The 21,625-nt window shown below is 71.4% G+C and carries 21 protein-coding genes and 5 tRNA genes; 18 read left to right on the top strand and 8 right to left on the bottom strand.

Annotated features, from left to right (window positions below):
* Positions 1–127 precede the first annotated feature (127 nt).
* The 7 genes from AB0D85_RS27605 (at position 128) to AB0D85_RS27575 (ending at position 3,702) form a co-directional block, all read left to right on the top strand.
* Positions 128–2,377, top strand: coding sequence for a hypothetical protein (locus tag AB0D85_RS27605; RefSeq protein WP_362325524.1), 2,250 nt, complete (start codon positions 128–130; stop codon positions 2,375–2,377).
* 27 nt (positions 2,378–2,404) lie between these two features.
* Positions 2,405–3,136 carry an HAD family hydrolase gene (locus tag AB0D85_RS27600; RefSeq protein ID WP_362325521.1) on the top strand — a complete coding sequence of 244 codons (732 nt, stop codon included), beginning with the start codon at positions 2,405–2,407 and terminating at the stop codon, positions 3,134–3,136.
* A 91-nt stretch (positions 3,137–3,227) separates the two neighbouring features.
* A tRNA-Gln gene (locus AB0D85_RS27595) sits at positions 3,228–3,299 on the top strand.
* Positions 3,300–3,320: 21 nt separating this feature from the next.
* A tRNA-Glu gene (locus AB0D85_RS27590) sits at positions 3,321–3,393 on the top strand.
* Positions 3,394–3,421: 28 nt separating this feature from the next.
* Positions 3,422–3,494: transfer RNA gene (locus tag AB0D85_RS27585), tRNA-Glu, on the top strand.
* A gap of 20 nt (positions 3,495–3,514) precedes the next feature.
* Positions 3,515–3,586: transfer RNA gene (locus tag AB0D85_RS27580), tRNA-Gln, on the top strand.
* 43 nt (positions 3,587–3,629) lie between these two features.
* Positions 3,630–3,702, top strand: a tRNA-Glu gene (locus AB0D85_RS27575).
* Positions 3,703–3,756: 54 nt separating this feature from the next.
* Here the strand turns inward: AB0D85_RS27575 and AB0D85_RS27570 are convergent.
* A complete protein-coding gene (locus AB0D85_RS27570) occupies positions 3,757–4,401 on the bottom strand; it encodes a MerR family transcriptional regulator (RefSeq protein WP_362325518.1) in 645 nt (214 codons plus the stop codon).
* 81 nt (positions 4,402–4,482) lie between these two features.
* On the opposite strand from AB0D85_RS27570, the gene AB0D85_RS27565 reads away from it, so the two are divergent.
* Positions 4,483–4,983 carry a DUF4188 domain-containing protein gene (locus AB0D85_RS27565; protein WP_362325515.1) on the top strand — a complete coding sequence of 167 codons (501 nt, stop codon included), beginning with the start codon at positions 4,483–4,485 and terminating at the stop codon, positions 4,981–4,983.
* Between the two features lie 222 nt (positions 4,984–5,205).
* On the opposite strand, the gene ndgR is transcribed toward AB0D85_RS27565, so the two are convergent.
* Positions 5,206–5,922, bottom strand: a complete 717-nt coding sequence (gene ndgR, locus AB0D85_RS27560; protein ID WP_362325512.1) for an IclR family transcriptional regulator NdgR — start codon at positions 5,920–5,922, stop codon at positions 5,206–5,208.
* 207 nt (positions 5,923–6,129) lie between these two features.
* Here ndgR and leuC point away from each other — a divergent pair, with 207 nt between their 5' ends.
* From leuC to AB0D85_RS27540, 4 genes are all read left to right on the top strand, one after another.
* Complete coding sequence (leuC, locus tag AB0D85_RS27555; RefSeq protein WP_362325509.1) at positions 6,130–7,554, top strand: 3-isopropylmalate dehydratase large subunit; 1,425 nt, start codon at positions 6,130–6,132, stop codon at positions 7,552–7,554.
* A gap of 6 nt (positions 7,555–7,560) precedes the next feature.
* Positions 7,561–8,154, top strand: coding sequence for a 3-isopropylmalate dehydratase small subunit (leuD, locus tag AB0D85_RS27550; protein ID WP_362325506.1), 594 nt, complete (start codon positions 7,561–7,563; stop codon positions 8,152–8,154).
* Between the two features lie 288 nt (positions 8,155–8,442).
* Positions 8,443–8,673 (top strand): hypothetical protein, encoded by a 231-nt coding sequence (locus AB0D85_RS27545; protein ID WP_362325503.1) that lies wholly within the window; start codon positions 8,443–8,445, stop codon positions 8,671–8,673.
* Positions 8,674–8,813: 140 nt separating this feature from the next.
* Positions 8,814–9,434 carry an HU family DNA-binding protein gene (locus AB0D85_RS27540; RefSeq protein ID WP_362325500.1) on the top strand — a complete coding sequence of 207 codons (621 nt, stop codon included), beginning with the start codon at positions 8,814–8,816 and terminating at the stop codon, positions 9,432–9,434.
* Between the two features lie 183 nt (positions 9,435–9,617).
* Here the strand turns inward: AB0D85_RS27540 and AB0D85_RS27535 are convergent, their stop codons facing one another.
* Positions 9,618–9,821: a hypothetical protein gene (locus AB0D85_RS27535; protein ID WP_362325497.1), complete on the bottom strand. Its 204-nt coding sequence runs from the start codon at positions 9,819–9,821 to the stop codon at positions 9,618–9,620.
* 9 nt (positions 9,822–9,830) lie between these two features.
* Entirely contained in the window at positions 9,831–10,469 is a 639-nt protein-coding gene (gene cofC, locus AB0D85_RS27530; protein WP_362325494.1) for a 2-phospho-L-lactate guanylyltransferase, read from the bottom strand.
* Positions 10,470–10,656: 187 nt separating this feature from the next.
* On the opposite strand from cofC, the gene AB0D85_RS27525 reads away from it, so the two are divergent.
* From AB0D85_RS27525 to AB0D85_RS27515, 3 genes are read left to right on the top strand one after another with little or no spacing between them, the layout of a single operon-like run.
* Positions 10,657–11,421 (top strand): lysophospholipid acyltransferase family protein, encoded by a 765-nt coding sequence (locus AB0D85_RS27525; protein WP_362325491.1) that lies wholly within the window; start codon positions 10,657–10,659, stop codon positions 11,419–11,421.
* Positions 11,418–12,428 (top strand): NAD(P)H-dependent glycerol-3-phosphate dehydrogenase, encoded by a 1,011-nt coding sequence (locus tag AB0D85_RS27520; protein ID WP_362325488.1) that lies wholly within the window; start codon positions 11,418–11,420, stop codon positions 12,426–12,428. The genes AB0D85_RS27525 and AB0D85_RS27520 overlap by 4 nt, the downstream gene beginning before the upstream one ends.
* 59 nt (positions 12,429–12,487) lie before the next feature.
* Positions 12,488–13,645 carry a D-alanine--D-alanine ligase family protein gene (locus tag AB0D85_RS27515; protein ID WP_362325485.1) on the top strand — a complete coding sequence of 386 codons (1,158 nt, stop codon included), beginning with the start codon at positions 12,488–12,490 and terminating at the stop codon, positions 13,643–13,645.
* Positions 13,646–13,744: 99 nt separating this feature from the next.
* On the opposite strand, the gene AB0D85_RS27510 is transcribed toward AB0D85_RS27515, so the two are convergent.
* A complete protein-coding gene (locus AB0D85_RS27510; protein WP_362325482.1) occupies positions 13,745–14,233 on the bottom strand; it encodes a DUF3515 domain-containing protein in 489 nt (162 codons plus the stop codon).
* A 20-nt stretch (positions 14,234–14,253) separates the two neighbouring features.
* On the bottom strand, positions 14,254–14,487 hold the full coding sequence (locus AB0D85_RS27505; RefSeq protein ID WP_362325479.1) for an Lrp/AsnC ligand binding domain-containing protein: 234 nt from the start codon (positions 14,485–14,487) through the stop codon (positions 14,254–14,256).
* A gap of 206 nt (positions 14,488–14,693) precedes the next feature.
* Here AB0D85_RS27505 and AB0D85_RS27500 point away from each other — a divergent pair, with 206 nt between their 5' ends.
* Together AB0D85_RS27500 and thiD are read left to right on the top strand one after the other, a co-directional pair.
* A complete protein-coding gene (locus AB0D85_RS27500) occupies positions 14,694–15,659 on the top strand; it encodes a thiamine-phosphate kinase (RefSeq protein WP_362325476.1) in 966 nt (321 codons plus the stop codon).
* On the top strand, positions 15,656–16,477 hold the full coding sequence (gene thiD, locus AB0D85_RS27495; RefSeq protein WP_362325473.1) for a bifunctional hydroxymethylpyrimidine kinase/phosphomethylpyrimidine kinase: 822 nt from the start codon (positions 15,656–15,658) through the stop codon (positions 16,475–16,477). Before AB0D85_RS27500 ends, thiD begins: the two co-directional genes overlap by 4 nt.
* Before the next feature lie 55 nt (positions 16,478–16,532).
* On the opposite strand, the gene rpmB is transcribed toward thiD, so the two are convergent.
* Positions 16,533–16,718, bottom strand: a complete 186-nt coding sequence (rpmB, locus tag AB0D85_RS27490; RefSeq protein ID WP_003993230.1) for a 50S ribosomal protein L28 — start codon at positions 16,716–16,718, stop codon at positions 16,533–16,535.
* A gap of 259 nt (positions 16,719–16,977) precedes the next feature.
* Here rpmB and AB0D85_RS27485 point away from each other — a divergent pair, with 259 nt between their 5' ends.
* Positions 16,978–18,663, top strand: coding sequence for a DAK2 domain-containing protein (locus AB0D85_RS27485; RefSeq protein ID WP_362325470.1), 1,686 nt, complete (start codon positions 16,978–16,980; stop codon positions 18,661–18,663).
* 43 nt (positions 18,664–18,706) lie between these two features.
* Here AB0D85_RS27485 and AB0D85_RS27480 read toward each other — a convergent pair whose 3' ends face one another.
* Entirely contained in the window at positions 18,707–21,625 is a 2,919-nt protein-coding gene (locus AB0D85_RS27480) for a tetratricopeptide repeat protein (protein ID WP_362325878.1), read from the bottom strand.

Genomic DNA, 21,625 nt, shown 5'->3' with positions numbered 1-21,625 from the left:
CCCCTCACACGTTCCCGGGCCGTCTCCCGGAGTTCACCCCGGCGGCCAAGTCCCGCTTCCCGGGCGCACGTTGGATGTTTCCTGTGCGCATGATGTGCATGCGCGGCCTGTGCAGGGGGTGGGGGACGTGACCCGTTCACGAGACGAAGTGATCCGTTCGCGAAGACCGGCCACAGCCGTCGTCGCCGCAGTGGTGGCGCTGACCTGCGCCGGAGCGGCCTCGCCCGCGCAGGCCGGGCCCGCGGACGTGCTGCCGCCGGCCGGTTTCGTCATGTTCCGGTCGGAGGAGCCGACCGTCGTGTCCTACCTGTGGGCGGGGGCGTCCGGCTTCCGGTGGGAGCCGCGGGACGCCGTGAACACCGGCACCTGGGTCGACTACCCGGGCTTCGTCCCGCCCGCGCACGCCGGCCCGGACCTCCTGGCCACCGGCACCGACGTGGTCAGTACGTGGGACGAGGGCGCCCAGGTCACGCAGCGGCACCGCTCCACCGGAGTGCAGGCCACCGTCACCATCCCGGCCGGCCAGACCTACCGGACCGCCTCCGGCTGGAGCGTGCTCACCCAGGACGTCTCCGGCACCCCGCACGTCCTGCGCGCCGCGGCGAACGGCTCCACCACCGACCTCCCGGTGACCGGACTCCCCGCGGGCGCCGTGCCGACGGGTTACCTTCCGGGCGGCTCGGTCCGCCGGGCCGCCCTCGTCTACACCCTGGACGGCACGACCTCCGTGGGCCTCGTGGACCTGAGCGACGGCACCTTCCGCACCTACGTCACGGGGGTGGCCGCCGATCCGCCGGTCCGCTTCAACGACCGCTGGCTGGTCGCCGACTGGAGGTACATCCCCGTCGACGCCGCCCCGGGCACCCAGCCCACCCAGATGCTGCACTGGGGCGCCGAGATGGTGGCCGTCGTCGGTGACCAGCTCCTCACCGGCAACCAGCCCTTGCAGGGCGGCACCAAGCCCGCGCTGATGGCCCGCTCGCTGACCACCGGCGAGACCAGCACCGTCCTCGCGGACTCCTCCGGAGGCATGGCCCCGACCCCGGACGGCGGCGCGCTCGCCACCGCCGGCACCTCCAACGTCGACTGGAACATCTACCGCATCACCCCCACCGCGGCCGGCGGCACCGCCACCCGGAAGGCGGCCCCGGCCCCGCCCGAACGGGAACGGGTCGAGGGGCTGGCCATGGCCGGGGGCGAGCTGTTCCTCGACGGCAGGCAGAACCGCGGCCACCGGATCTCCAGCTTCGCGCTGGACGCCTCCGGGAGCCCGGTCGGCCCCCAGGCCCCGCGCAGCCCCGTCCTGGCCGACGTGGCCTGCCTCCCGGGCGACACCGCCTGCCCGCAGCTGGAGGCACTCGGCGACGGCAGTGTCGCCGTCCTGTCCACCGACCCCCTCGGCCACGAGAACGTGCTGCGAACCGGCCTCGACACCGGCTCCTCGCCGAGCGTGGACACGGGCGACTCCGGCGGTCGCATCGCGGGCGGCACCGGCCGCTACGTCCTCTACAACGGCGGTACGCCCGGCGTGCAGCAGGTCGAGGACTTCCCGCGCGGCGCCACGTCCGGAAAGACCGCGCTCAGCCGGACCCGCACCACCGCGGCCCTGTGGGGCCAGGTCCTGTGGACGCCCGGCAGCACCAAGGGGTCGATCACCGGCCACGACCTGAAGACGGGCAGGACCACCACCACGGTCACCACCGGCGCCCGGTGCGTGCCCACCGACATCCAGGCCGTCGACAGCAGGCTCTACTGGAGCTGCGGCCCGTCCGGACCGGCCGGGGTCTACGACCGGGCGGCCAAGCGCGACATCCGCGTGCCCGCGGGACCCTCCCCGGCCCGCCTCGGTGACGGCTTCCTGGTGCGCGAGAACCGGACCACGCACCAACTGCTGCTCACCGACGTCCACACCGGTACCGCGAAGACCCGTGTCGTGGCCGTGCTGCCCACGACCGACCTGAACACCGGCGCGAGCAACGGCCGTTGGGCCGTGGACCGGTTCGGCGGCCAGATCGCCTACCTCGGCCGCTACGACCAGGTGTGGATCGTCCCCAGCCGCGTCCCCACCTCGCCGCTCGCCCAGATGGAGGCACAGGTCCCCTCGCCGTCCGGAATCGGCAGGTCGACCCCGTGGTCACCGGTGTGGCAGCTGAACAAGCCGTCCACCTGGACCCTGACGCTCGCCACGCCCTCGGGCAAGGTCGTGCGCACCCTCACCGGCGCCTCCACGGGCGCGGCCGTACGCCCGGCCTGGGACGGCACGGTCGTCGGCGGCGGCACCGCCGCGTCCGGCAGGTACACCTGGAAGCTCACCGCCCGTCCCCGTGACGGCCAGGGCCGGAACCTGACCCTGACCGGCACCACGACCCTCGGCTGACGGCGCACGGAGAGTACGGTCGGTGTCATGACGATCAGGGCCGTGGTCTGGGACGTGGACGACACTCTCTTCGACTACACGACCGCCGACCGCGAGGGCATGCGGGCGCATCTGGCGGCGGAGGGGCTGCTCTCGGGGTGGGAGAGCGCGGAGGCGGCGCTGGTGCGGTGGCGGGAGGTCACCGACGAGCAGTGGGCGCGGTTCTCGGCGGGCGAGGCGAGCTTCGAGGGGCAGCGGCGGGACCGGGTGCGGGTGTTCCTGGGCACTGCGCTGAGCGACGCCGACGCCGACGACTGGTTTCGCCGGTACCGGACGCACTACGAGGCCGTCTGGGCCCTCTTCCCGGACGTCCTGCCGGTGCTGGACGCGCTCGAGGCCAGCCACCGGCACGCCGTGCTGTCCAACTCCAGCCTCCACGTCCAGGACCGCAAACTGCGCGCCCTCGGGGTGCACGAGCGCTTCGAGGTCATCCTGTGCGCGGCCGAACTGGGCGTCTCCAAGCCCGAGGCCGGCGCCTTCCTGGCGGCCTGCGACGCGCTGGAACTCGCCCCGCACGAGGTGGCGTACGTCGGCGACCACCCGGAGATCGACGGGCGCGGTGCCGCCGACGCCGGGCTGCTGTCGGTGTGGATCGACCGCCGTGGACCGTCCACCAGGGCCGACGCACCCGTCGGACCGCACCGGATCGCGTCGCTCGCCGAACTGCCCGCGATCCTCCGCGCGGATACCCGTTTTGGAGCCCCGTCCACCTTCGGGTAATGTTCTTCCTGCGCCGCCGGGGAGCGGGCCGAAAGGCCGGAACCGGAGGAGCAAAACTAGAACGAGACCCCCTCAGGGGCTTGCGTTCCAGTGGCCTATGGTGTAATTGGCAGCACGACTGATTCTGGTTCAGTTAGTCTTGGTTCGAGTCCAGGTAGGCCAGCTCGCAGAGCTCATCTGCAAAGCCCCCGTTGTGTAGCGGCCTAGCACGCTGCCCTCTCAAGGCAGTAGCGCCGGTTCGAATCCGGTCGGGGGTACGGAGATCATCCACGGATGATCGCTAGGGCCCCCGTTGTGTAGCGGCCTAGCACGCCGCCCTCTCAAGGCGGTAGCGCCGGTTCGAATCCGGTCGGGGGTACGAACTGGTCTAAACCACATTGGTCTATGGTGTAATTGGCAGCACGACTGATTCTGGTTCAGTTAGTCTTGGTTCGAGTCCAGGTAGACCAGCTCGGACCTGCGGCGTTGTACATTAAACGCGCGCAGTGTCCACGCCCCCGTTGTGTAGCGGCCTAGCACGCCGCCCTCTCAAGGCGGTAGCGCCGGTTCGAATCCGGTCGGGGGTACACACAGAAGGCCCTCCGCCACGGCGGGGGGCCTTCGCCGTGCCGTACGGCGGCCTACTCGAAGCCGTACCGCCGCGCCGACTCCTCCTCCTGGGCCAGCCGGTGCAGCGCCTGGAGCGCCGGCTCGTTGAGGCTCGCGCCCAGGACCGCGAACTCGACCCGCTCCGCGTCCGACGGCCGTGCCTCCAGGTTGTCCAGGTCGAGGACGGCCGTCCGGTGCATCAACTCGGCGTACGGCGCGAGCAGTTCGGCCCCCCAGTCGTAGCCGAGCCGGCGGAACGCGGCCACCGCCACGACCAGTGAGCGGTACGCGGGGGAGATGGTCGTGAGCTGTTTGGCGTTCTCCCAGCCGAGCCGGTCGAGGAGTGCGGTCACCTCGTGGTGTGCGGCCTGGACGTACTCGTCGTCCGCGTCCGGCTCCGGCACCTGCGGCAGCGCCCACAGTGCCGCGCCCAGGCGGATCGAGCGGCCCAGGGAGTCGTCGTCCACGTGCCCCAGCACCTCGCGCACCTTCGCCACGGGCACCCGGCCGACCTGGATCATCGCCCGCACCAGCCGCAGCCGGCGCAGATGCTCCTCGTCGTACTCGGCCGTCGTCGCGTTGACCTGGCGGCCCGGCGGCAACAGCCCTTCGCGCAGGTAGTACTTGATCGTCGCGGCGGACACCCCGCTGCGCTCGCTCAACTGGGCAAGCCGCATGTCTTGCGCCTCTCCTTGGTAAGTGCCACTATCCAATCATCGCCGGAAGGATAGTGACGCTATCTGACGAGGGGGAACGTCATGTTCGCGAAACCGGTAGCGGGCCGCACCACCGCGGCGGCCGAGGGTGATGTGGTGGTGCTGCTCATCGGCATGCGGATCAACCACTTCTGGGCGGTGCACCACTGGTTCCCGGTCATGCGCGCCATGCTCCGCATGCTGCGGGAGCTGGCACGGAACCCCGACCGGGGGCTGCTGGGACACGTCCTGCTGACGGCATCGCCGCGGACGTACTACGTCGTCCAGTACTGGGAGTCGAAGGAGAAGCTGTACGCGTACGCGAGCTCGCCGGACATGCTCCACCACGGAATGTGGGCCGCCCTGAACCGCAAGGAACGGGCGGGGAAGCTGCGCCAGCACGTGGGCCTGTGGCACGAGACATACATCGCCCCCGAGGGCTCGTACGAGTCGATCTACTTCGACATGCCGGAGTTCGGGCTGGGCGCGGCGAGCGGGGTGGTGCCGGTGGAGCGGCGGGGCCGGTACGGCAAGGACCGGTTCGCCTATCGGAGCGCCCCGTAGGGGCGCGGGGAACTGCGCGACCAGCCACGACGGCGCGGCAGTCGGCCGACGACGGGCGGCGGCAGTCTCTGCGCCGTGGGGGCGACGGTCACTGGGCGAGTGCGGGCCGCATACGGCTGGTCGCGCAGTTCCCCGCGCCCCTGACGGGGCGCTCCACTCCCGCAGGGAAGAGGCCTGCCGCGGCGTTGAGGCCGGCCTCTCCTTGACGGGAGCTCTCTTTTGTCAGCCGGAACGGCGAAGCGCCTCGGAGAGGCGGGATGCCGCGTCGATCACGGCCTGCGCATGCATCCGGCCCGGGTGCCGGGTCAGCCGCTCGATCGGACCGGAGACGGAGACGGCGGCCACCACGCGGTTCGACGGCCCCCGCACCGGCGCCGACACCGAAGCCACGCCCGGCTCGCGCTCGCCGATGGACTGGGCCCAGCCGCGGCGGCGGACGCCCGAGAGGGCCGTCGCAGTGAAGCGCGCCCCTTGGAGGCCGCGGTGCAGCCGCTCCGGCTCCTCCCAGGCCATCAGGATCTGCGCCGAGGAACCGGCCTTCATCGTGAGCGTGGAGCCGACCGGGACCGTGTCCCGAAGACCGGACAGGCGTTCCGCGGCGGCGACGCAGATACGCATGTCGCCCTGACGGCGATAGAGCTGCGCGCTCTCTCCGGTGATGTCACGGAGATGCGTGAGCACCGGGCCCGCCGTCGCGAGCAGGCGGTCCTCGCCGGCCGCCGCGGCCAGTTCCGCGAGTCGGGGCCCGAGAATGAAACGGCCCTGCATGTCGCGTGCCACCATGCGGTGGTGTTCCAGAGCCACGGCCAGCCGATGGGCCGTGGGTCGTGCCAGTCCGGTGGCCCCGACCAGACCCGCGAGGGTGGCCGGACCGGACTCCAGAGCGCTGAGGACAAGGGCCGCCTTGTCCAGAACGCCGACGCCGCTACTGTTGTCCATGCAACGATACTCACGTCTCACTCTGTGAAACGCAAGTTCAATTTTCCGTGGAACGCGCCACCCTGGAGAGACACAGTGGCCCGCGGACCAACGGGCCCGGCGGCGGACGCCCGGAATCACGACTTCAGGGGCCCTCGTGAAGGGCAGCCGCCGCTCCTCAGGATCTCTAGTTGGGCCGGTGGACGTTTGCCGGCCGGAGGGAAAGCGATGGGTAGGACACTCGCGGAGAAGGTCTGGGACGACCACGTCGTCCGGCGCGCCGAGGGCGAGCCCGACCTCCTCTTCATCGATCTGCACCTGCTGCACGAGGTGACCAGCCCGCAGGCCTTCGACGGGCTGCGGCAGAACGGCCGCCAGGTGCGGCGCCTCGACCTCACCATCGCGACCGAGGACCACAACACCCCGACCCTCGACATCGACAAGCCCATCGCGGACCCGGTCTCCCGGGTCCAGCTGGAGACGCTGCGCAAGAACTGCGCCGAGTTCGGCGTCCGGCTGCACCCGCTGGGCGACGTCGAGCAGGGTGTCGTGCACGTCGTCGGCCCGCAGCTGGGCCTGACCCAGCCGGGCACCACGGTCGTCTGCGGTGACTCGCACACCTCGACGCACGGCGCGTTCGGCGCGCTCGCGTTCGGCATCGGCACCTCCCAGGTGGAGCACGTGCTGGCCACCCAGACGCTGCCGCTGGCCCGCCCGAAGACCATGGCCATCACGGTCGACGGCGAGCTGCCCGACGGCGTCACCGCCAAGGACCTGATCCTGGCGATCATCGCCAAGATCGGTACCGGCGGCGGCCAGGGCTACATCCTGGAGTACCGCGGCTCCGCCATCGAGAAGCTCTCGATGGAGGCCCGGATGACCATCTGCAACATGTCGATCGAGGCCGGCGCCCGCGCGGGCATGATCGCCCCCGACGAGACCACCTTCGCGTACATCAAGGGCCGCGCCCACGCCCCCGAGGGCGAGGACTGGGACGCCGCCGTCGCGTACTGGAAGACCCTGAAGACGGACGCGGACGCGGAATTCGACGCCGAGGTGCACATCGACGCCGCCGCCCTCTCGCCGTTCGTCACCTGGGGCACCAACCCCGGCCAGGGCGCGCCGCTTTCGGCCGACGTCCCCGACCCGGCTTCGTACGAAGACGCTTCGGAGCGCCTCGCCGCCGAAAAGGCCCTGGAGTACATGGGGTTGGAGGCCGGCCGGTCGCTGCGCTCCATCAACGTGGACACCGTCTTCGTAGGCTCCTGCACCAACGGCCGCATCGAGGACCTGCGCGCCGCCGCCGAGATCCTCAAGGACCGCAAAGTCGCCGACGGCGTACGGATGCTGGTCGTCCCCGGCTCCGCCCGGGTCGGTCTGCAGGCCGTCTCCGAGGGCCTGGACGTGGTCTTCAAGGAGGCCGGCGCCGAATGGCGGCACGCGGGCTGCTCGATGTGCCTCGGCATGAACCCCGACCAGCTGGCCCCGGGCGAGCGCTCCGCGTCCACCTCCAACCGCAACTTCGAGGGCCGGCAGGGCAAGGGCGGGCGTACCCACCTGGTGTCCCCGCAGGTCGCGGCCGCCACGGCCGTCCTGGGCCACCTGGCCTCCCCGGCCGACCTGTCCGACGCTCGTACGCCCGCTGGAGTCTGATCAGCCATGGAAGCATTCACCACGCACACCGGCCGGGCCGTCCCGCTGCGCCGCTCCAACGTCGACACCGACCAGATCATCCCTGCTCACTGGCTCAAGAAGGTCACCAGGGACGGCTTCGAGGACGGTCTGTTCGAGGCCTGGCGCAAGGACGAGAACTTCGTCCTCAACCGTCCCGAGCGCCGGGGCGCCACGGTTCTGGTCGCCGGCCCCGACTTCGGCACCGGCTCCTCCCGTGAGCACGCGGTCTGGGCGCTGCAGAACTACGGCTTCAAGGCCGTGATCTCCTCCCGCTTCGCCGACATCTTCCGCGGTAACTCGCTGAAGAACGGCCTGCTCACGGTGGTCCTGGACCAGAAGATCGTGGAGGCGCTGCAGGAGCTCACGGAGAACGACCCCGAGGCCGAGATCACGGTCGACCTGGAGGCCCGCGAGGTCCGCGCCGAGGGCGTCACCGCCTCCTTCGAGCTGGACGAGAACTCCCGCTGGCGGCTGCTGAACGGGCTGGACGACATCTCCATCACCCTCCAGAACGAGGCCGACATCGCCGCGTACGAGGCCAAGCGGCCGTCGTACAAGCCGAGGACGCTCCAGGTCTGATCCGGGGCACGCATCTGGCGTGATCCGGCACATCTGAACACGGCTGTTTTCAGCCATCGCGACACCCCGCCTGTACCCCCGATCGCCACGATTGGGGGTACAGCCATGTCTGCACCCGAACGGCCCCTCGCGTTGTCGCAGGTCTTGCCAACTTCCCACGTTAGGAAGGATGTTGTCGGGGTACGTGAGTGCTGTGTCCGAGGCTTCCGCAAGTGCTCGGAAGGCCATTTGAGGCGGCAGTTGCACCCTGCGCAGGCGACAACTCGCCCCAGATGGCACAATCTGTGCATGGAACACGACGGCCAACTCCAGCTCTATGCGGCGGTCGCGGACCAACTCAAGGAAGCGCACACAAAAGTGCGCGCACTGCAAGTCCCGGAGGGCGTACGGATGGCGCTGACCCGGAAGCTGCTGGTCATTACGGCCGCGGCCAAGCACGACCTCGCCGACGCGGCAAGGCGGCTCGAGCGGTTCAACGCGGACCTCGACGAGGGTCGAATCCCTGAAGAGGAACGCTGACTGGACCGCCCGTGACGACCGAATCCGTTGCGGCACAAGGGTGATAAGCCCGTTTCGTGTTTGATTTGCGGTATATATCTGCCTAACGTGCGAAAAAGCTTGAACACATTCGTTCTGGCGATGTCTCCGAAGGGGAAGACGTGAACAAGGCGCAGCTCGTAGAAGCGATTGCCGACAAGGTTGGCGGCCGCCAGCAGGCCGCCGACGCGGTCGACGCGGTCCTGGACGCCATCGTCCGTGCGACCGTCGCGGGTGACCGGGTCTCGGTCACGGGCTTCGGGTCCTTCGAGAAGGTGGACCGTCCGGCCCGTTACGCCCGCAACCCCCAGACGGGCGAGCGGGTTCGGGTCAAGAAGACCTCCGTGCCGCGTTTCCGCGCGGGCCAGGGCTTCAAGGACCTGGTGAGCGGAACGAAGAAGCTCCCGCGCGGCGGTGAGGTCGCGGTCAAGAAGGCGCCCAAGGGCAGCCTGACCGGCGGCGCTTCGGCGACGGTCAAGAAGGCGGCGGCGAAGAAGGTCACCGCCAAGAAGGTGACCGCGAAGAAGGTCACCGCCAAGAAGACGACGGCGAAGAAGACCACGGCCGCGGCGAAGAAGACCACGGCGACCGCGAAGAAGGCGGCGGCGAAGAAGACCACGGCGACGGCGAAGAAGGCCGCCGCGAAGAAGGCGCCGGCCAAGAAGGTCACCGCGAAGAAGGCGCCGGCCAAGAAGTCGACGGCGCGGAAGGCTGTCGCCAAGAAGGCGGCGACGGCGCGCTAGGGCGGGGCCCGCTGCACGGCGGGGTTGGGACACTCACGCGACGGGCCGGACTCCCCAGGGGAGTCCGGCCCGCGGTGTGTTCGTGATGTGTTGTGTTTCGGGTGCGGGCCGGTGGGGGGCTGGTCGCGCCCACGCGGCGGTAGCCGCAAATTGATACAGCCCCGCGCCCCTGAGTTTCTCGCCTCAGAGTGTCTGCAAGGTCACCAGGGTGATCCGGAGGTTGTCTCCGGATCCTTCCGTCTCGATCCGTACCCGCTGGCCCGGTCGGAGCAGGCGCAGACCGCCCGCCTCGAAGGCCTTGCCGTCGAAGGGGACCGGGGTGCCGTCGTCCAGGAGTACCTGGCCGGCGTGGGTTTCCGGGTCGTACGTGTATGCGGTCGCCTGCATGAGCGCAGCCTACTGGTCCGGGATCAGCAGGCGTGCCGCCACCGCCGCCGTGCGCGGGCCCACGCCCAGGGCCAGGGCCGTGCGCAGGTCCGCGCCGGTGTCCACGTCCTGGCGTACCGAGTCCACCCCGATCAGTCGCAGTTCCTCGGCACCCGAGGCGGTGTGGCGGGCGCGGGAATCCAGGCCGAATGCGGGCGCCAATTCATGACCGGGGGTCGCCGCCAGCAGAGTGGTGCCGATTGCCGCCGCGTCCGGGAGAAAAGCGCGCGGGAATTCCGCGGCCGCATCGAGTACCCGGGACAATTCCAGCGGACGCAACGCCGGCAGATCGGCGTTCAGGGCCGCCACGGGGGTTTCCGGGCGCGCTGCGCGTACGACCGCCGTTCCGTGCCGCAGCGCGGCGTTCAGGCCGCTTCCCGGGGTGTCCGGGACGATGCGCGCGCCCAGCGCCGAAAGCTCGCGTCCGGCAAGCGTGTCGTCCGTGACGACCGCCACATCCTTCACGGCCTGGCAGGCCAGGGCCGCGGCGACCGTGTCCTGGGCGAAGGCGAGGGCCAGTCCCGGACGCAAACCGTCCGCCGCGGTGTCCGCGAGCCTGCTCTTGGCCCGAGCCAAAGGTTTGAGGGGTATGACCAAGGTCCACTGCACCGTCGTACCGTCCCTCTCTTGTTGCCTCATTGTCACCCGGGCCCCGAGGCAGGCGCGGCACCGAGGCGTACGGTGTTCCTCGACAGACCGGCGTGCCGGAGCGACACTTCTTCCGGCCCCGGTCCGGGAAGGCCCTGTCGGGAGATGTCCCGAAGACCGGGAAGAAGTCCTAGAGGAAGGTGTCCGCGTGCCCCGCCGGAGAATCGGCTTCTGGTACCGCCTCGCAGCGGTGATCGCCAAACCGCCGCTGGTGGTTCTGATCAAGCGGGACTGGCGCGGAATGGAGAACATTCCGGCCGAGGGCGGCTTTATCACCGCGGTGAACCACAATTCCCATGTCGACCCCTTCGCGTACGCCCACTATCAGTACAACACCGGCCGCGTTCCGCGATTCCTGGCGAAGAGCGGGCTTTTCAAGAAGGGATTCATCGGCGCCGTCATGCGCGGCACCGGACAGATCCCCGTGTACCGCGAGTCCACCGACGCGCTCAGCGCCTTCCGGGCCGCGATCGACGCCGTGGAGCGCGGCGAGTGCGTCGCCTTCTACCCCGAGGGAACGATCACCCGCGACCCGGACCAGTGGCCGATGACCGCCAAGACCGGTGCCGCCCGTGTCGCCCTGCAGACCAGGTGCCCGGTGATTCCGGTCGCCCAGTGGGGCGCCAACGAACTGCTGCCGCCGTACGCGAAGAAGCCCGACCTGCTGCCCCGCAAGACCCACCATGTGCTCGCGGGCCCGCCGGTCGACCTCACGCGCTTCTACGACAAGGAGATGACCCAGGACCTCCTCAAGGAGGCGACCGAGGTCATCATGGCCGCCGTCACCCGCCAGCTGGAGGAGATCCGGGGCGAGAAGGCCCCCGTGACCCCCTACGATCCACGCCAGGTGCGGATCGAGCAGCGGCGCCGGACGCGTGCGCAGAGCGGTCTGGAAGAGGAGAGCGGCAAGTGAGCATGCCTGCCAAGGCGGCGGTCTTCAGCGCGGGTTCATGGGGTACGGCCTTCGGGATGGTGCTGGCCGACGCCGGGTGCGACGTCACCCTGTGGGGGCGGCGCGCGGAGGTGGTGGAGGCCATCAACTCCGGCCGTACCAACCCCGACTACCTGCCCGGCGTGGAACTCCCCGAGAACCTGCGGGCCACGACCGACCCCGCCGAGGCCGCGGCCGGCGCCGACTTCACGGTCCTGACGGTGCCGTCCCAGACCATGCGGGCCAACCTCGCCGACTGGGCGCCGCTGCTGGCGCCCCACACGATCCTGGTGTCCCTCATGAAGGGCATCGAACTCGGCACCACCATGCGGATGAGCGAGGTCATCGCGGACGTCGCCAAGATCGACCTGAACCGTATCGCCGTCGTCACCGGCCCCAACCTCGCCCGTGAGGTCGCCGCCCGGATGCCGGCCGCGGCCGTGGTCGCCTGCACCGACGAGACGGTCGCCCAGCGCCTCCAGACCGCCTGCCACACGCCGTACTTCCGGCCGTACACCAACACCGACGTCATCGGCTGCGAACTCGGCGGCGCGGTCAAGAACGTCATCGGGCTCGCGGTCGGCATCGCCGACGGCATGGGCCTCGGCGACAACGCCAAGGGCTCCCTCATCACGCGCGGCCTCGCCGAGACCACCCGCCTGGGCATGGCCCTCGGCGCCGACCCGCTGACCTTCTCCGGACTCGCGGGCCTCGGCGACCTGGTGGCCACCTGCTCCTCCCCGCTCTCCCGCAACCACACCTTCGGCACCAACCTCGGCAAGGGCATGACCCTGGAGGAGACCATCGCGGTCACCAAGCAGACCGCCGAGGGCGTCAAGTCCTGCGAGTCGGTGGCCGATCTGGCCCGCCGGCACGGCGTCGAGATGCCGATCACCGAGACGGTCGTGGACATCGTGCACGAGGGCAAGCCCCCGGTGGTCGCCCTCAAGGAGCTGATGTCGCGCAGCGCGAAGCCCGAGCGACGCTGAGCCACGGCACGCCACGGACGCTGTCTCGGGGCCCTACCACCGGGTACTCTCAACGCGATATGAGCACCGAGAACCTCCCCCAGAGCCCTGAGCAGCCCGCTCGCAAGCCGCGTGTGGCCGTCGTGTTCGGCGGTCGCAGCTCCGAGCACGGGATCTCCACGGTCACCGCCGGAGCCGTCCTGAACGCCATCGACCGGACGAAGTACGACGTCCTGCCGATCGGCATCACCAGGGAAGGCCGCTGGGTGCTCACGGCCGACGAGCCGGAACGCATGGCGATCTCCGAGCGCCGTACTCCCGAGGTCGGCGACCTGGCCGAGTCCACCGAGGGCGGCGTGGTGCTCCCCGTCGACCCCGCCAGCCGCGAGGTCGTCTACAGCGAGCCCGGCTCCGTGCCCAAGGCGCTCGGCGAGGTCGACGTCGTCTTCCCGGTGCTGCACGGCCCCTACGGCGAGGACGGCACCCTCCAGGGCCTCCTGGAGCTCTCCGGCGTCCCGTACGTCGGCTCGGGCGTGCTCGCCTCGGCCGTCGGCCAGGACAAGGAGTACATGAAGCGGGTGTTCACCACCTTCGGGCTCAAGGTCGGCCCGTACCTGGTGATCCGCCCCCGCGAATGGCAGCAGGACGAGTCCGCCGCCCGCAAGAAGATCGTCGACTTCGCGGGCGAGCACGGCTGGCCGCTGTTCGTGAAGCCCGCGCGCGCGGGCTCGTCGATCGGCATCACCAAGGTCGACGGCCTCTCCGGCCTGGACGAGGCGATCGCCGAGGCCCAGTCCCACGACCCGAAGATCCTGGTCGAGGCGGGCATCCGCGGCCGCGAGATCGAGGTCGGCGTCCTGGAGTTCGAGGACGGCCCGCGTTCCTCGGTCCCCGCCGAGATCCCGCCGCCCTCGGAGCACGCGTACTACGACTTCGAGGCCAAGTACATCGACTCCACCCCCGGCATCGTCCCGGCCCCCCTCACCCCCGAGGAGACCGCCGAGGTCCAGAAGCTCGCGGTGGACGCCTTCGAGGCCGCGTCCTGCGAGGGCCTGGTCCGCGCGGACTTCTTCCTCACGGAGGACGGCGACTTCGTGATCAACGAGATCAACACGATGCCGGGCTTCACACCGATCTCGATGTATCCCCAGATGTGGCAGGCGAGCGGTGTCAGCTACCCGGACCTCATCGACCGCCTGGTCCAGACAGCCCTGAACCGCTCAACAGGGCTTCGCTAGAAAGCGCCCGAACTGGAGCGCCCCGTCAGGGGCGCGGGGAACTGCGCGAGCAACCACAACGCACCGGCACCCGACACACAACGGCTCCACGCACGGCGCCTAGTCGGCAATCCCCTCCGGAATCGCCTTCTTGATCGCAGGCGCCAGACCGACCAACGGCGCCATGCCATCCCCGGTCCGCCCCGCCGGAATCGTCACCTCGACATACGCCTTGCGCAATGTCGTGGTGAACCGAAAGGATTTGTCGGGCTGCTGCTCCAGCAGCCACCCGACCCCGTTCACCTCGACCCCGTCGGCCTCGGCGTCGGACATCTTCGCAGGCCGCTCGACACCGCACCGCAGTATGATCGCCGGGTCGCCACCCCAACCCGCGGTCAGTGGCGAGGCCGGTTCGGGATCACGCCGGGCCAGCTTGTCCACCTTCTTCGGCAGCACCCCGTCCAGGTGGTCGCAGAACTTCGCGACCGCCGTACCCGGACGGGGAACCGCCGCCGATGGAGCGTCGTCTGCTGATGAGCAGCCCGCCGCCGCGATCATCAGCACGGCGAGCGAGGGCAGACCGAATGGCCGGTGACGGAAGAAGTTCACCGGCCAAGCGTAGACGGGGGCTACAGATGGACGACCGGGCAGGTCAGGGTACGCGTGATGCCCTCCACTTGCTGGACCTTCGCGACCACGAGCCGACCGAGTTCGTCGACCGTCTCCGCTTGCGCGCGCACGATGACGTCGTACGGTCCTGTCACATCCTCGGCCTGGATGACTCCAGGGATCTTGCTGATGATCTCGGCGACGGTCGACGCTTTGCCGACCTCCGTCTGGATCAGGATGTACGCCTGTACCACGGAACCTCCAGGGCGGCCACGAGGATCATGTGGGGAAAAGGAACGGCCACGGTATCGCGTCGCCGCTCACCGCGGGGAGACCTGCGAGGACAGGGCTTGCGCGCCAGGGTGCAGGCACGACAGAAGTTGACGGTCACCTCGACCGTATCCAGGACGACGATGACGCGCGAGCGGGCACGGCAAGGCAGAGAAGGGGCGTAAGGGCAATGAAGGGCACTGTTGGTGAGCTGGGGGAGTTCGGGCTCATCAGGGAGCTCACCTCCCGTCTCACCACCACTCCGGCGGTCCGGGTCGGCCCGGGCGACGACGCCGCGGTGGTCGCCGCGCCCGACCGCCGGGTCGTGGCGAGCACCGACATCCTGCTGGAGGGCCGGCACTTCCGCCGCGACTGGTCCACGGCCTACGACGTCGGCCGCAAGGCCGCCGCACAGAACCTCGCCGACATCGCCGCCATGGGCGCCGTGCCGACCGCCCTGCTGCTCGGCCTGGTCGTCCCCGCCGAACTGCCCGTGACCTGGCCCAGCGAGCTGATGGACGGCATCCGGGACGAGTGCCAGGTGGCCGGTGCCTCGGTGGTCGGCGGCGATGTGGTCCGCGGGGACACGATCATGGTGTCGATCACCGCGCTCGGCGACCTGCGCAACCAGGAGCCGGTCACCCGGGCCGGCGCCCAGCCCGGCGACCTGGTGGCCGTCACGGGCTGGCTGGGCTGGTCCGCGGCCGGCTACGCGGTGCTCTCCCGCGGCTTCCGCTCGCCGCGCGCCTTCGTGGAGGCCCACCGCCGCCCCGAGCCGCCGTACCACGCGGGCCCGGCCGCCGCCGGACTCGGCGCGACCGCGATGTGCGACGTGAGCGACGGGCTGATCGCCGACCTCGGGCACATCGCCGAGGCCAGCAAGGTGCGGATCGACATCCGCTCGGGGGCGATCGACATCCCGACCCAGATGAACGACATCGGCCAGGCCGTCGGCGTCGACCCCATCCAGTGGGTGCTGACCGGCGGCGAGGACCACGCGATCGTGGCGACCTTCCCGCCGGACGTGAAACTGCCCGCCCGCTGGAAGGTCATCGGCGAGGTCCTCAACCCGTCCGCGCTGCCCCAGGTGACCGTCGACGGGGCGCCCTGGACCAGCAAGGGCGGCTGGGACCACTTCGGGGACATCGAGTCATGAGCCTGCCGCGGGTGCTGACGGTCGCGGGCTCCGACTCCGGCGGCGGGGCCGGTATCCAGGCGGACCTGAAGACGATGCTCGCGCTGGGCGTGCACGGCATGAGCGTGATCACGGCGGTGACCGCGCAGAACTCCGTGGGCGTGCAGGGTGCTTGGGAGCTGCCGGTCGAGGCCGTGCGCGCCCAGTACCGCAGCGTGGTCGACGACATCGGCGTGGACGCGGTGAAGACCGGGATGCTGGCCTCGGCCGAACTCGTCGAGGCGGTCGCGGAGTTGATCGCCGGGACCGACGCGCCCGCGGTCGTCGACCCGGTCGGCGTCTCCAAGCACGGCGACCCGCTTCTCGCCGCCTCCGCGCTGGACTCGGTGCGCACGAAACTCCTCCCGGTGGCCACCGTCGCCACCCCGAACCTCGACGAGGTGGCCCGGCTCACCGGCGTGCACGTCGAGTCGGAGGCGGATCTACGACGGGCCGCGGCGGCCGTGCTGTCGTACGGACCGCGCTGGGTGCTCATCAAGGGCGGGCATCTGCCCGGCGAGGCGGTCGACCTGCTCACCGACGGCACCGACGAACACCTGCTGCGCGCACCCCGCCTCGACAACCGGCACACGCACGGCACGGGCTGCACCCTCGCGTCCGCGATCGCGGCGCAGCTCGCCAAGGGGCGGTCCGTGCCGGAGGCGGTGGCGGCGGCCAAGGAGTACGTCACCGGGGCGATCGCGGCCGGGTTCGCGCTCGGCTCCGGAATCGGGCCCGTGGACCACGGCTGGAACCTCGGGACAACCTTCCGGGCAGGGCAAAAAGCCGGCCCACCCTGAGGTGGACCGGCTCTGTGCAGCGAACCAGCGTGGCCGCGCGCTCAGCGACAGTGCGTCAGCGCGAGACCTTGCCGGCCTTGATGCACGAGGTGCAGGCGTTCACGCGCTTCGGCGTCCCGCCGACCACGGTACGCACACGCTGGATGTTCGGGTTCCAGCGGCGAGACGTACGGCGGTGCGAGTGCGAGATGTTGTTGCCGAAGCCCGGCCCCTTGCCGCAGACGTCGCAGTTGGCAGCCACGGGTCACTCCAAAGACTTCAGATGCACTTACGGTTGAATCCCGGCTTGCCGGGATCGAGATTCTGGACATCAGAGATCTTGAGTGGCGTTGCCAGGGGAATGGCCCGATCGGATCGGGCAACCGGAGCAGCATACAACGACTGCGTCGGTAAGACGAAACTAGCATGGCAGCTCAGGGGGCCGCCCCCGGCCCACTTCCGGCGGACACCCTTGCGGGGTCTACGCTGCGTCCACGTCCAGCCAGCTCAAGGAGGCGCAGGTGGCGCAGGTGCCGCAGACATTCTTCGATGCTCTCGCGGTACGCACCTGGTGCGGTCTCGCGCTCGGCGCGCTCGGCCGGGCGCGCGAGGAGATCGACGCGATCAACGTCTACCCGGTGGCGGACGGCGACACGGGCACGAACCTGTATCTGACGGTGGAGTCGGCGACAGGGGCCGTGGAGGCCGTTTTCGCGGGCTACGAGCTGGGCGAAGAGGTTCCCACGCTGGCCGACGCCGTCCGCGCGATGGCGCACGGGGCCCTCATAGGCGCGCGCGGCAACTCCGGCACGATCCTGGCGCAGCTGCTGCGTGGCATGGCCCATGTCCTCACCGAGGGTGAGGCGACTCACATGGACGGCGAGGGGCTGCGGCTCGCGCTGCGGCACGCCGCCGACTCCGCCCGCCGGGCCGTGGCCCACCCCGTCGAGGGCACGGTGCTGTCCGTAGCGGCGGCCGCCGCCGACGCGGCGGACTCCGTGGACACCGCGAAGGGCGACTGCGGGACGGTCGCGCGGGCCGCCTACGAGGGCGCGTGCAAGGCGCTCGCGGCGACCCCGGGCCAGCTGGCCGCCCTGGAGCGGGCCGGGGTGGTCGACGCCGGCGGGCGGGGTCTGGTCGCGGTGCTCGGGGCGCTGGTGGAGGCCTTCACGGGGGAGACACCGGCGGATTTCGACGCGCACGCGCGCGGAGCGGGCCCGAGCGTGCACGTGCGCGTGGACGCCGTTTCCGACGCCCGGGCCGGCATCTGCGCCGAGCTCGCCGGGGGGCCCGCCTTCGAGGTGATCTACCTCCTGGAGGCCGGGGACAGCGCCGTGGACCGGCTGCGGGCCCGGCTGGACGTCCTCGGCGACTCCCTGGTCGTGGTCGGCGGCGACGGCCTGTGGAACGTCCATGTGCACGTCGACGACGCCGGCGCCGCCGTGGAGGCCGGGGTCGAGGCCGGGCGGCCGTACCGGATCCGCATCACCCACTTCGGCGCCGGGGACGTGCACACCGGCGGTCAGCGCCCTCCCCGCGAGCCGGTGCAGCGGGCCGTGGTGGCCGTCGTACCGGGGGAGGGGCTGGCCGGGCTGTACACCGAGGCCGGCGCGACCACCGTGCTCGCGCGCCCCGGGGAGGCGCCCGCCAGCGGGGAGCTGGTGGACGCCGTACGGCGCGCCCACGCGCGCGAGGTGGTGCTGCTGCCCAACGACGCCGACCTGCGGCACACGGCCGCCGCGGCGGCCGAGCAGGCCCGCGCGGAGGGCATCCGGGTCGCCCTCATCCCGACCCGCTCGGCGGTCCAGGGCATCGCCGCGCTCGCGGTGCACCAGCCGGACCGCCGCTTCGACGAGGACGTCGTCCAGATGACCTCGGCGGCGGGCGCCACCCGCTACGCCGAGGTCGTGGTCGCGGAACGCCAGTCCTGGACCATGGCCGGCATCTGCCAGGCCGGGGACGTGCTGGGGCTCATCGACGGCGACGTGGCGGTGATCGGCTCCGACGTCACCGCCACCGCCGAGACCGTCCTGGACCGCATGCTCCAGGCCGGCGGCGAGCTGGTCACCCTGGTCCTCGGCGACGAGGCGCCCGAGGGCGTCGCCGACCGCCTGGAGGCCCGGGTGCGCGAGGCGTACCTCGCCGTCGACACGGTGGTCTACCGGGGCGGCCGGCAGGGGGCTCCGCTCCTCATCGGCGTCGAGTGAGCAATCAGCGTCGAGCGGGTCCCCGCTCCCCGCGCCCCTGCGCTCACTCCTCCGTGGGCTCCAGCAGCTGCCGCGCCTCCGCCCGCCGGGCCCGGACCGTCTCGTCGGCCGGGTCGGCGCCCTCGTAGGCGTCCAGCACCGCACGCGCGCGTGCCGCCGCGTCCGCCGGCCGGCTCAGGTCCGCCTCCAGCCAGCCCGCGGCCAGTTCGGCACCGGTACGGCCGTGCAGCCCGTCCTCGCCGAGCATGGCGAACACCGAGACCGCCGCCGCCATCTCCGCGAGTGCCCCCTCGAACGCCTCCTGGATCGCCTCGTCCTCGGCGTCCTCGGGCACCGAACGGGCCAGCAGATCACCGAACTGCCGGTGTGTGTGACCGAGCTCACCGGCGAGCCGCTCCGCCGCGGCCGGGTCGTCCACGACCTCCAGCGCCGACTCGCACTCCCGGACCGCGTCCGCCATCAGCTTCCGCGCACCCGCCTGCCCCGCCTCCGTGCGCAGCGCCAGCCACGCGCGGGCGCGCAGCGAGCGGACCAGGAAGTGCACATTGCCCATCGCCCGCCACAGCTCGCCCGCCCGCGTGTACGCCTGGTCCGCCTCGACGGGCAGCCCCGCGTTGCCCAGCGACTCCGCGGCGAGGTGCGCGAGGGTGGCGTGGTCGTGCTGCTCGGGCCAGTGCCGGGCGATCTCGGCCGCCTGCAGCCGCCGTTCGGCCGCCGCATGGTGCTCGCCGAGTTCGCCCAGGCAGTCCCCGAGCCACCACTTGGTCTGGACGACCGCGCCGTCGCCGTGCGTCTCGGCGCTCAGGTCGGCCAGCGCCGACTCCAGCACCTCGGCGGCCTCCGCGAACCGCCCCTGCCGCAGCAGGAAGCCGCCCAGCTGGTGTCGCGCCCAGGCGCCCAGGGTGGCGCTCTCCCCGGCCTCGTCGGCCCAGTGCGCCGCCTCCAGGGCGTGCTCGGCGGCCTCGTCGGCCGCGCCCCGGCCGCCGAGCACCTCGGCGAGCTGGAGATGCAACTGGGCCCGCCCGACCGGCTCCACATACGGCCCGCCGTGCTCCAGGGCCGCGCGCAGCGCCCGCTCCGCCTCGGCGACATCGCCCTGCTCATGGGCGAGCGCGGCCACCCGCACCTCGTACTCCACCGCGAACCACGGCAGCTCGGCGCCCACGAACTGCGCCGTCGCCTGCCGGAACAGCTCGCCCGCCCGCTCCCGGTCCCCGGCGAGCTCGGCCAGTTCGGCGAGCATCGCCCGCCCCTCGGCCGCCCGGGACACCAGCCGCAGATCGGACCCACCGCGCCCGCCGACCAGCGCCAGCAGCTCCCGTACGGCCTGCTCGGCGTCGGCGGTGCCCGCGGACCGCTCGTGCACCCGCCGCATCAGGATCCGCGCCCTGCTCATCAGCACGGCCGCCGTCTGCCGCACCCCGGTCGCGTCGTCGGCGTACAGCGCGAGGATCCGGTCGTACGGCTCGTCGACCGCGGCCAGCGCCTCGTCCAGCTCCCCGGACAGCGCCCGTACGTACGCGGCACGCGCGCGTGCGGCGATCGCCTCGCCCTCGTCGCCCGCCTCCGCGTACAGCTCCGCCGCCCGCTCGAACAGCTCGACGCCCTCCGGGCCGCGTCCCATCGCCGTGTGGTCGGCGATCTCCGCGCGGACGTAGGTGTCCACCTCGGTGTCCTCGGCGGCCCGCGCGACCGCCGCCCAGGCCTCCAGGGCGTGCGGCTGGAGGGTGTCCGACAGCCGCCGCGCCTCGGCGAGCAGCGTGGGCAGCGAGGGCGGCTCCGCCTGCTCCGGCGCGGGCGCCTGAGCGACCGGTGCGACCGGTGCGACCGGTCCGGCGGGCGCCGTCCGTGCCGCCCGCACGCCCAGCGGCAGCCGGTCCACCAGCGGCCGCCGGTCCATGCGCTCGCGCACCTGGTCGCCCACGTGGGAGGTGCCGTTGCGGGCGTCGAACCGCGCGGCCAGCTCCAGGGCCTCCACGCGCGCGTGGGCGGCGAGTTCCTCGGCGGTCCAGGACCGCCCGGCGGGCCCCGGCACCCGCTGCTCGCCGAGCCCCAGTCCGGTCAGCCGCTCCATCAGCAGCGTCACCACCGCCATGAAGTCCATCCGGCTGCGCGGCTGCCCGCTGTCCGTGAAGTAGGCGGGACGTTCCGCCAGCAGTTCCAGACCGCGCGCCTCGTTGCCGGTCAGCGCGCAGAACTCCACATGGTCGGCGTACGCGCCCCGCATGCTCTCCATGGGGCGCACAAGCCGGAAACCGCGCAGATGGTGGGCGCGGGCCTCGTCGAACCGGCCCAGGCGCAGCAGCGGGACCAGGGAGGAGGCGAGGACCGTGTGCGGCTCGTGGGCGCAGCTGTACTCGCCCTCCAGGACCGGCCCCCACAGCTCCAGGGCCTCGGCGTCCCGGCCGTTCTTCAGGTGCCAGCCGCCCTGCCCGTGCAGCTCGCACGCGTGGCAGTCGGCCATCCGGTCCCGGTCCGCCGCCAGCCAGGCCGCGTACGCCCGCTCCGCGCGCGGGAGGTCACCGATGTGCCCGGCCACACTGAACTCGGCACAGCGCACCGCCCGCTCCGAGTGCCCCGCGAGCCGGTAGCGGTGCTCCATCTCGCCCAGCCACTTCTCGATCGAGGCGAGCGGAACGTGCGGCTGGTCGAGCATCCCGGCCGTCATCCACTTGAAGACCCAGTGCAGCGAATGCGTCTCGTACTCGTCGAAGTCCGCGGGCCGCTCGTCCCACATGCGCAGCAGCCGCGCGAACGGGACGAACATCTTGTCCTTCTCGGAGCTGTAGTTGTAGACCTTCAGCTGGTGTCCGAGCGCCTCGATCACGGCGAGCGGGATGTTCAGCTTCTCGGCCTCCAGCAGCAGCTGCTCCGCGCGCGCGTTGCGGGCGGGACCCTCCGGTTCCTCGGAGTTCTCCGCCATCGCCCGGCGCAGCGAGTCGAAGTCCGTGACCCTGCCGAT

It is taken from the genome of Streptomyces sp. NPDC048277 (genome assembly GCF_040652235.1).
Taxonomy (GTDB): Bacteria; Actinomycetota; Actinomycetes; order Streptomycetales; family Streptomycetaceae; genus Streptomyces.
This window is presented reverse-complemented; position numbering and strand designations above follow the sequence as displayed.

Bases quoted from the DNA above. Each gene is read 5' to 3' on its own strand.
- AB0D85_RS27500 (WP_362325476.1), top strand. From the start codon at position 14,694: ATGAAGGGCACTGTTGGTGAGCTGGGGGAGTTCGGGCTCATCAGGGAG.
- AB0D85_RS27515 (WP_362325485.1), top strand. From the start codon at position 12,488: ATGAGCACCGAGAACCTCCCCCAGAGCCCTGAGCAGCCCGCTCGCAAG.
- ndgR (WP_362325512.1), bottom strand. From the start codon at position 5,922: ATGGACAACAGTAGCGGCGTCGGCGTTCTGGACAAGGCGGCCCTTGTC.
- AB0D85_RS27545 (WP_362325503.1), top strand. From the start codon at position 8,443: ATGGAACACGACGGCCAACTCCAGCTCTATGCGGCGGTCGCGGACCAA.
- leuC (WP_362325509.1), top strand. From the start codon at position 6,130: ATGGGTAGGACACTCGCGGAGAAGGTCTGGGACGACCACGTCGTCCGG.
- AB0D85_RS27535 (WP_362325497.1), bottom strand. From the start codon at position 9,821: ATGCAGGCGACCGCATACACGTACGACCCGGAAACCCACGCCGGCCAG.
- AB0D85_RS27600 (WP_362325521.1), top strand. From the start codon at position 2,405: ATGACGATCAGGGCCGTGGTCTGGGACGTGGACGACACTCTCTTCGAC.
- thiD (WP_362325473.1), top strand. From the start codon at position 15,656: ATGAGCCTGCCGCGGGTGCTGACGGTCGCGGGCTCCGACTCCGGCGGC.
- leuD (WP_362325506.1), top strand. From the start codon at position 7,561: ATGGAAGCATTCACCACGCACACCGGCCGGGCCGTCCCGCTGCGCCGC.
- AB0D85_RS27570 (WP_362325518.1), bottom strand. From the start codon at position 4,401: ATGCGGCTTGCCCAGTTGAGCGAGCGCAGCGGGGTGTCCGCCGCGACG.
- AB0D85_RS27565 (WP_362325515.1), top strand. From the start codon at position 4,483: ATGTTCGCGAAACCGGTAGCGGGCCGCACCACCGCGGCGGCCGAGGGT.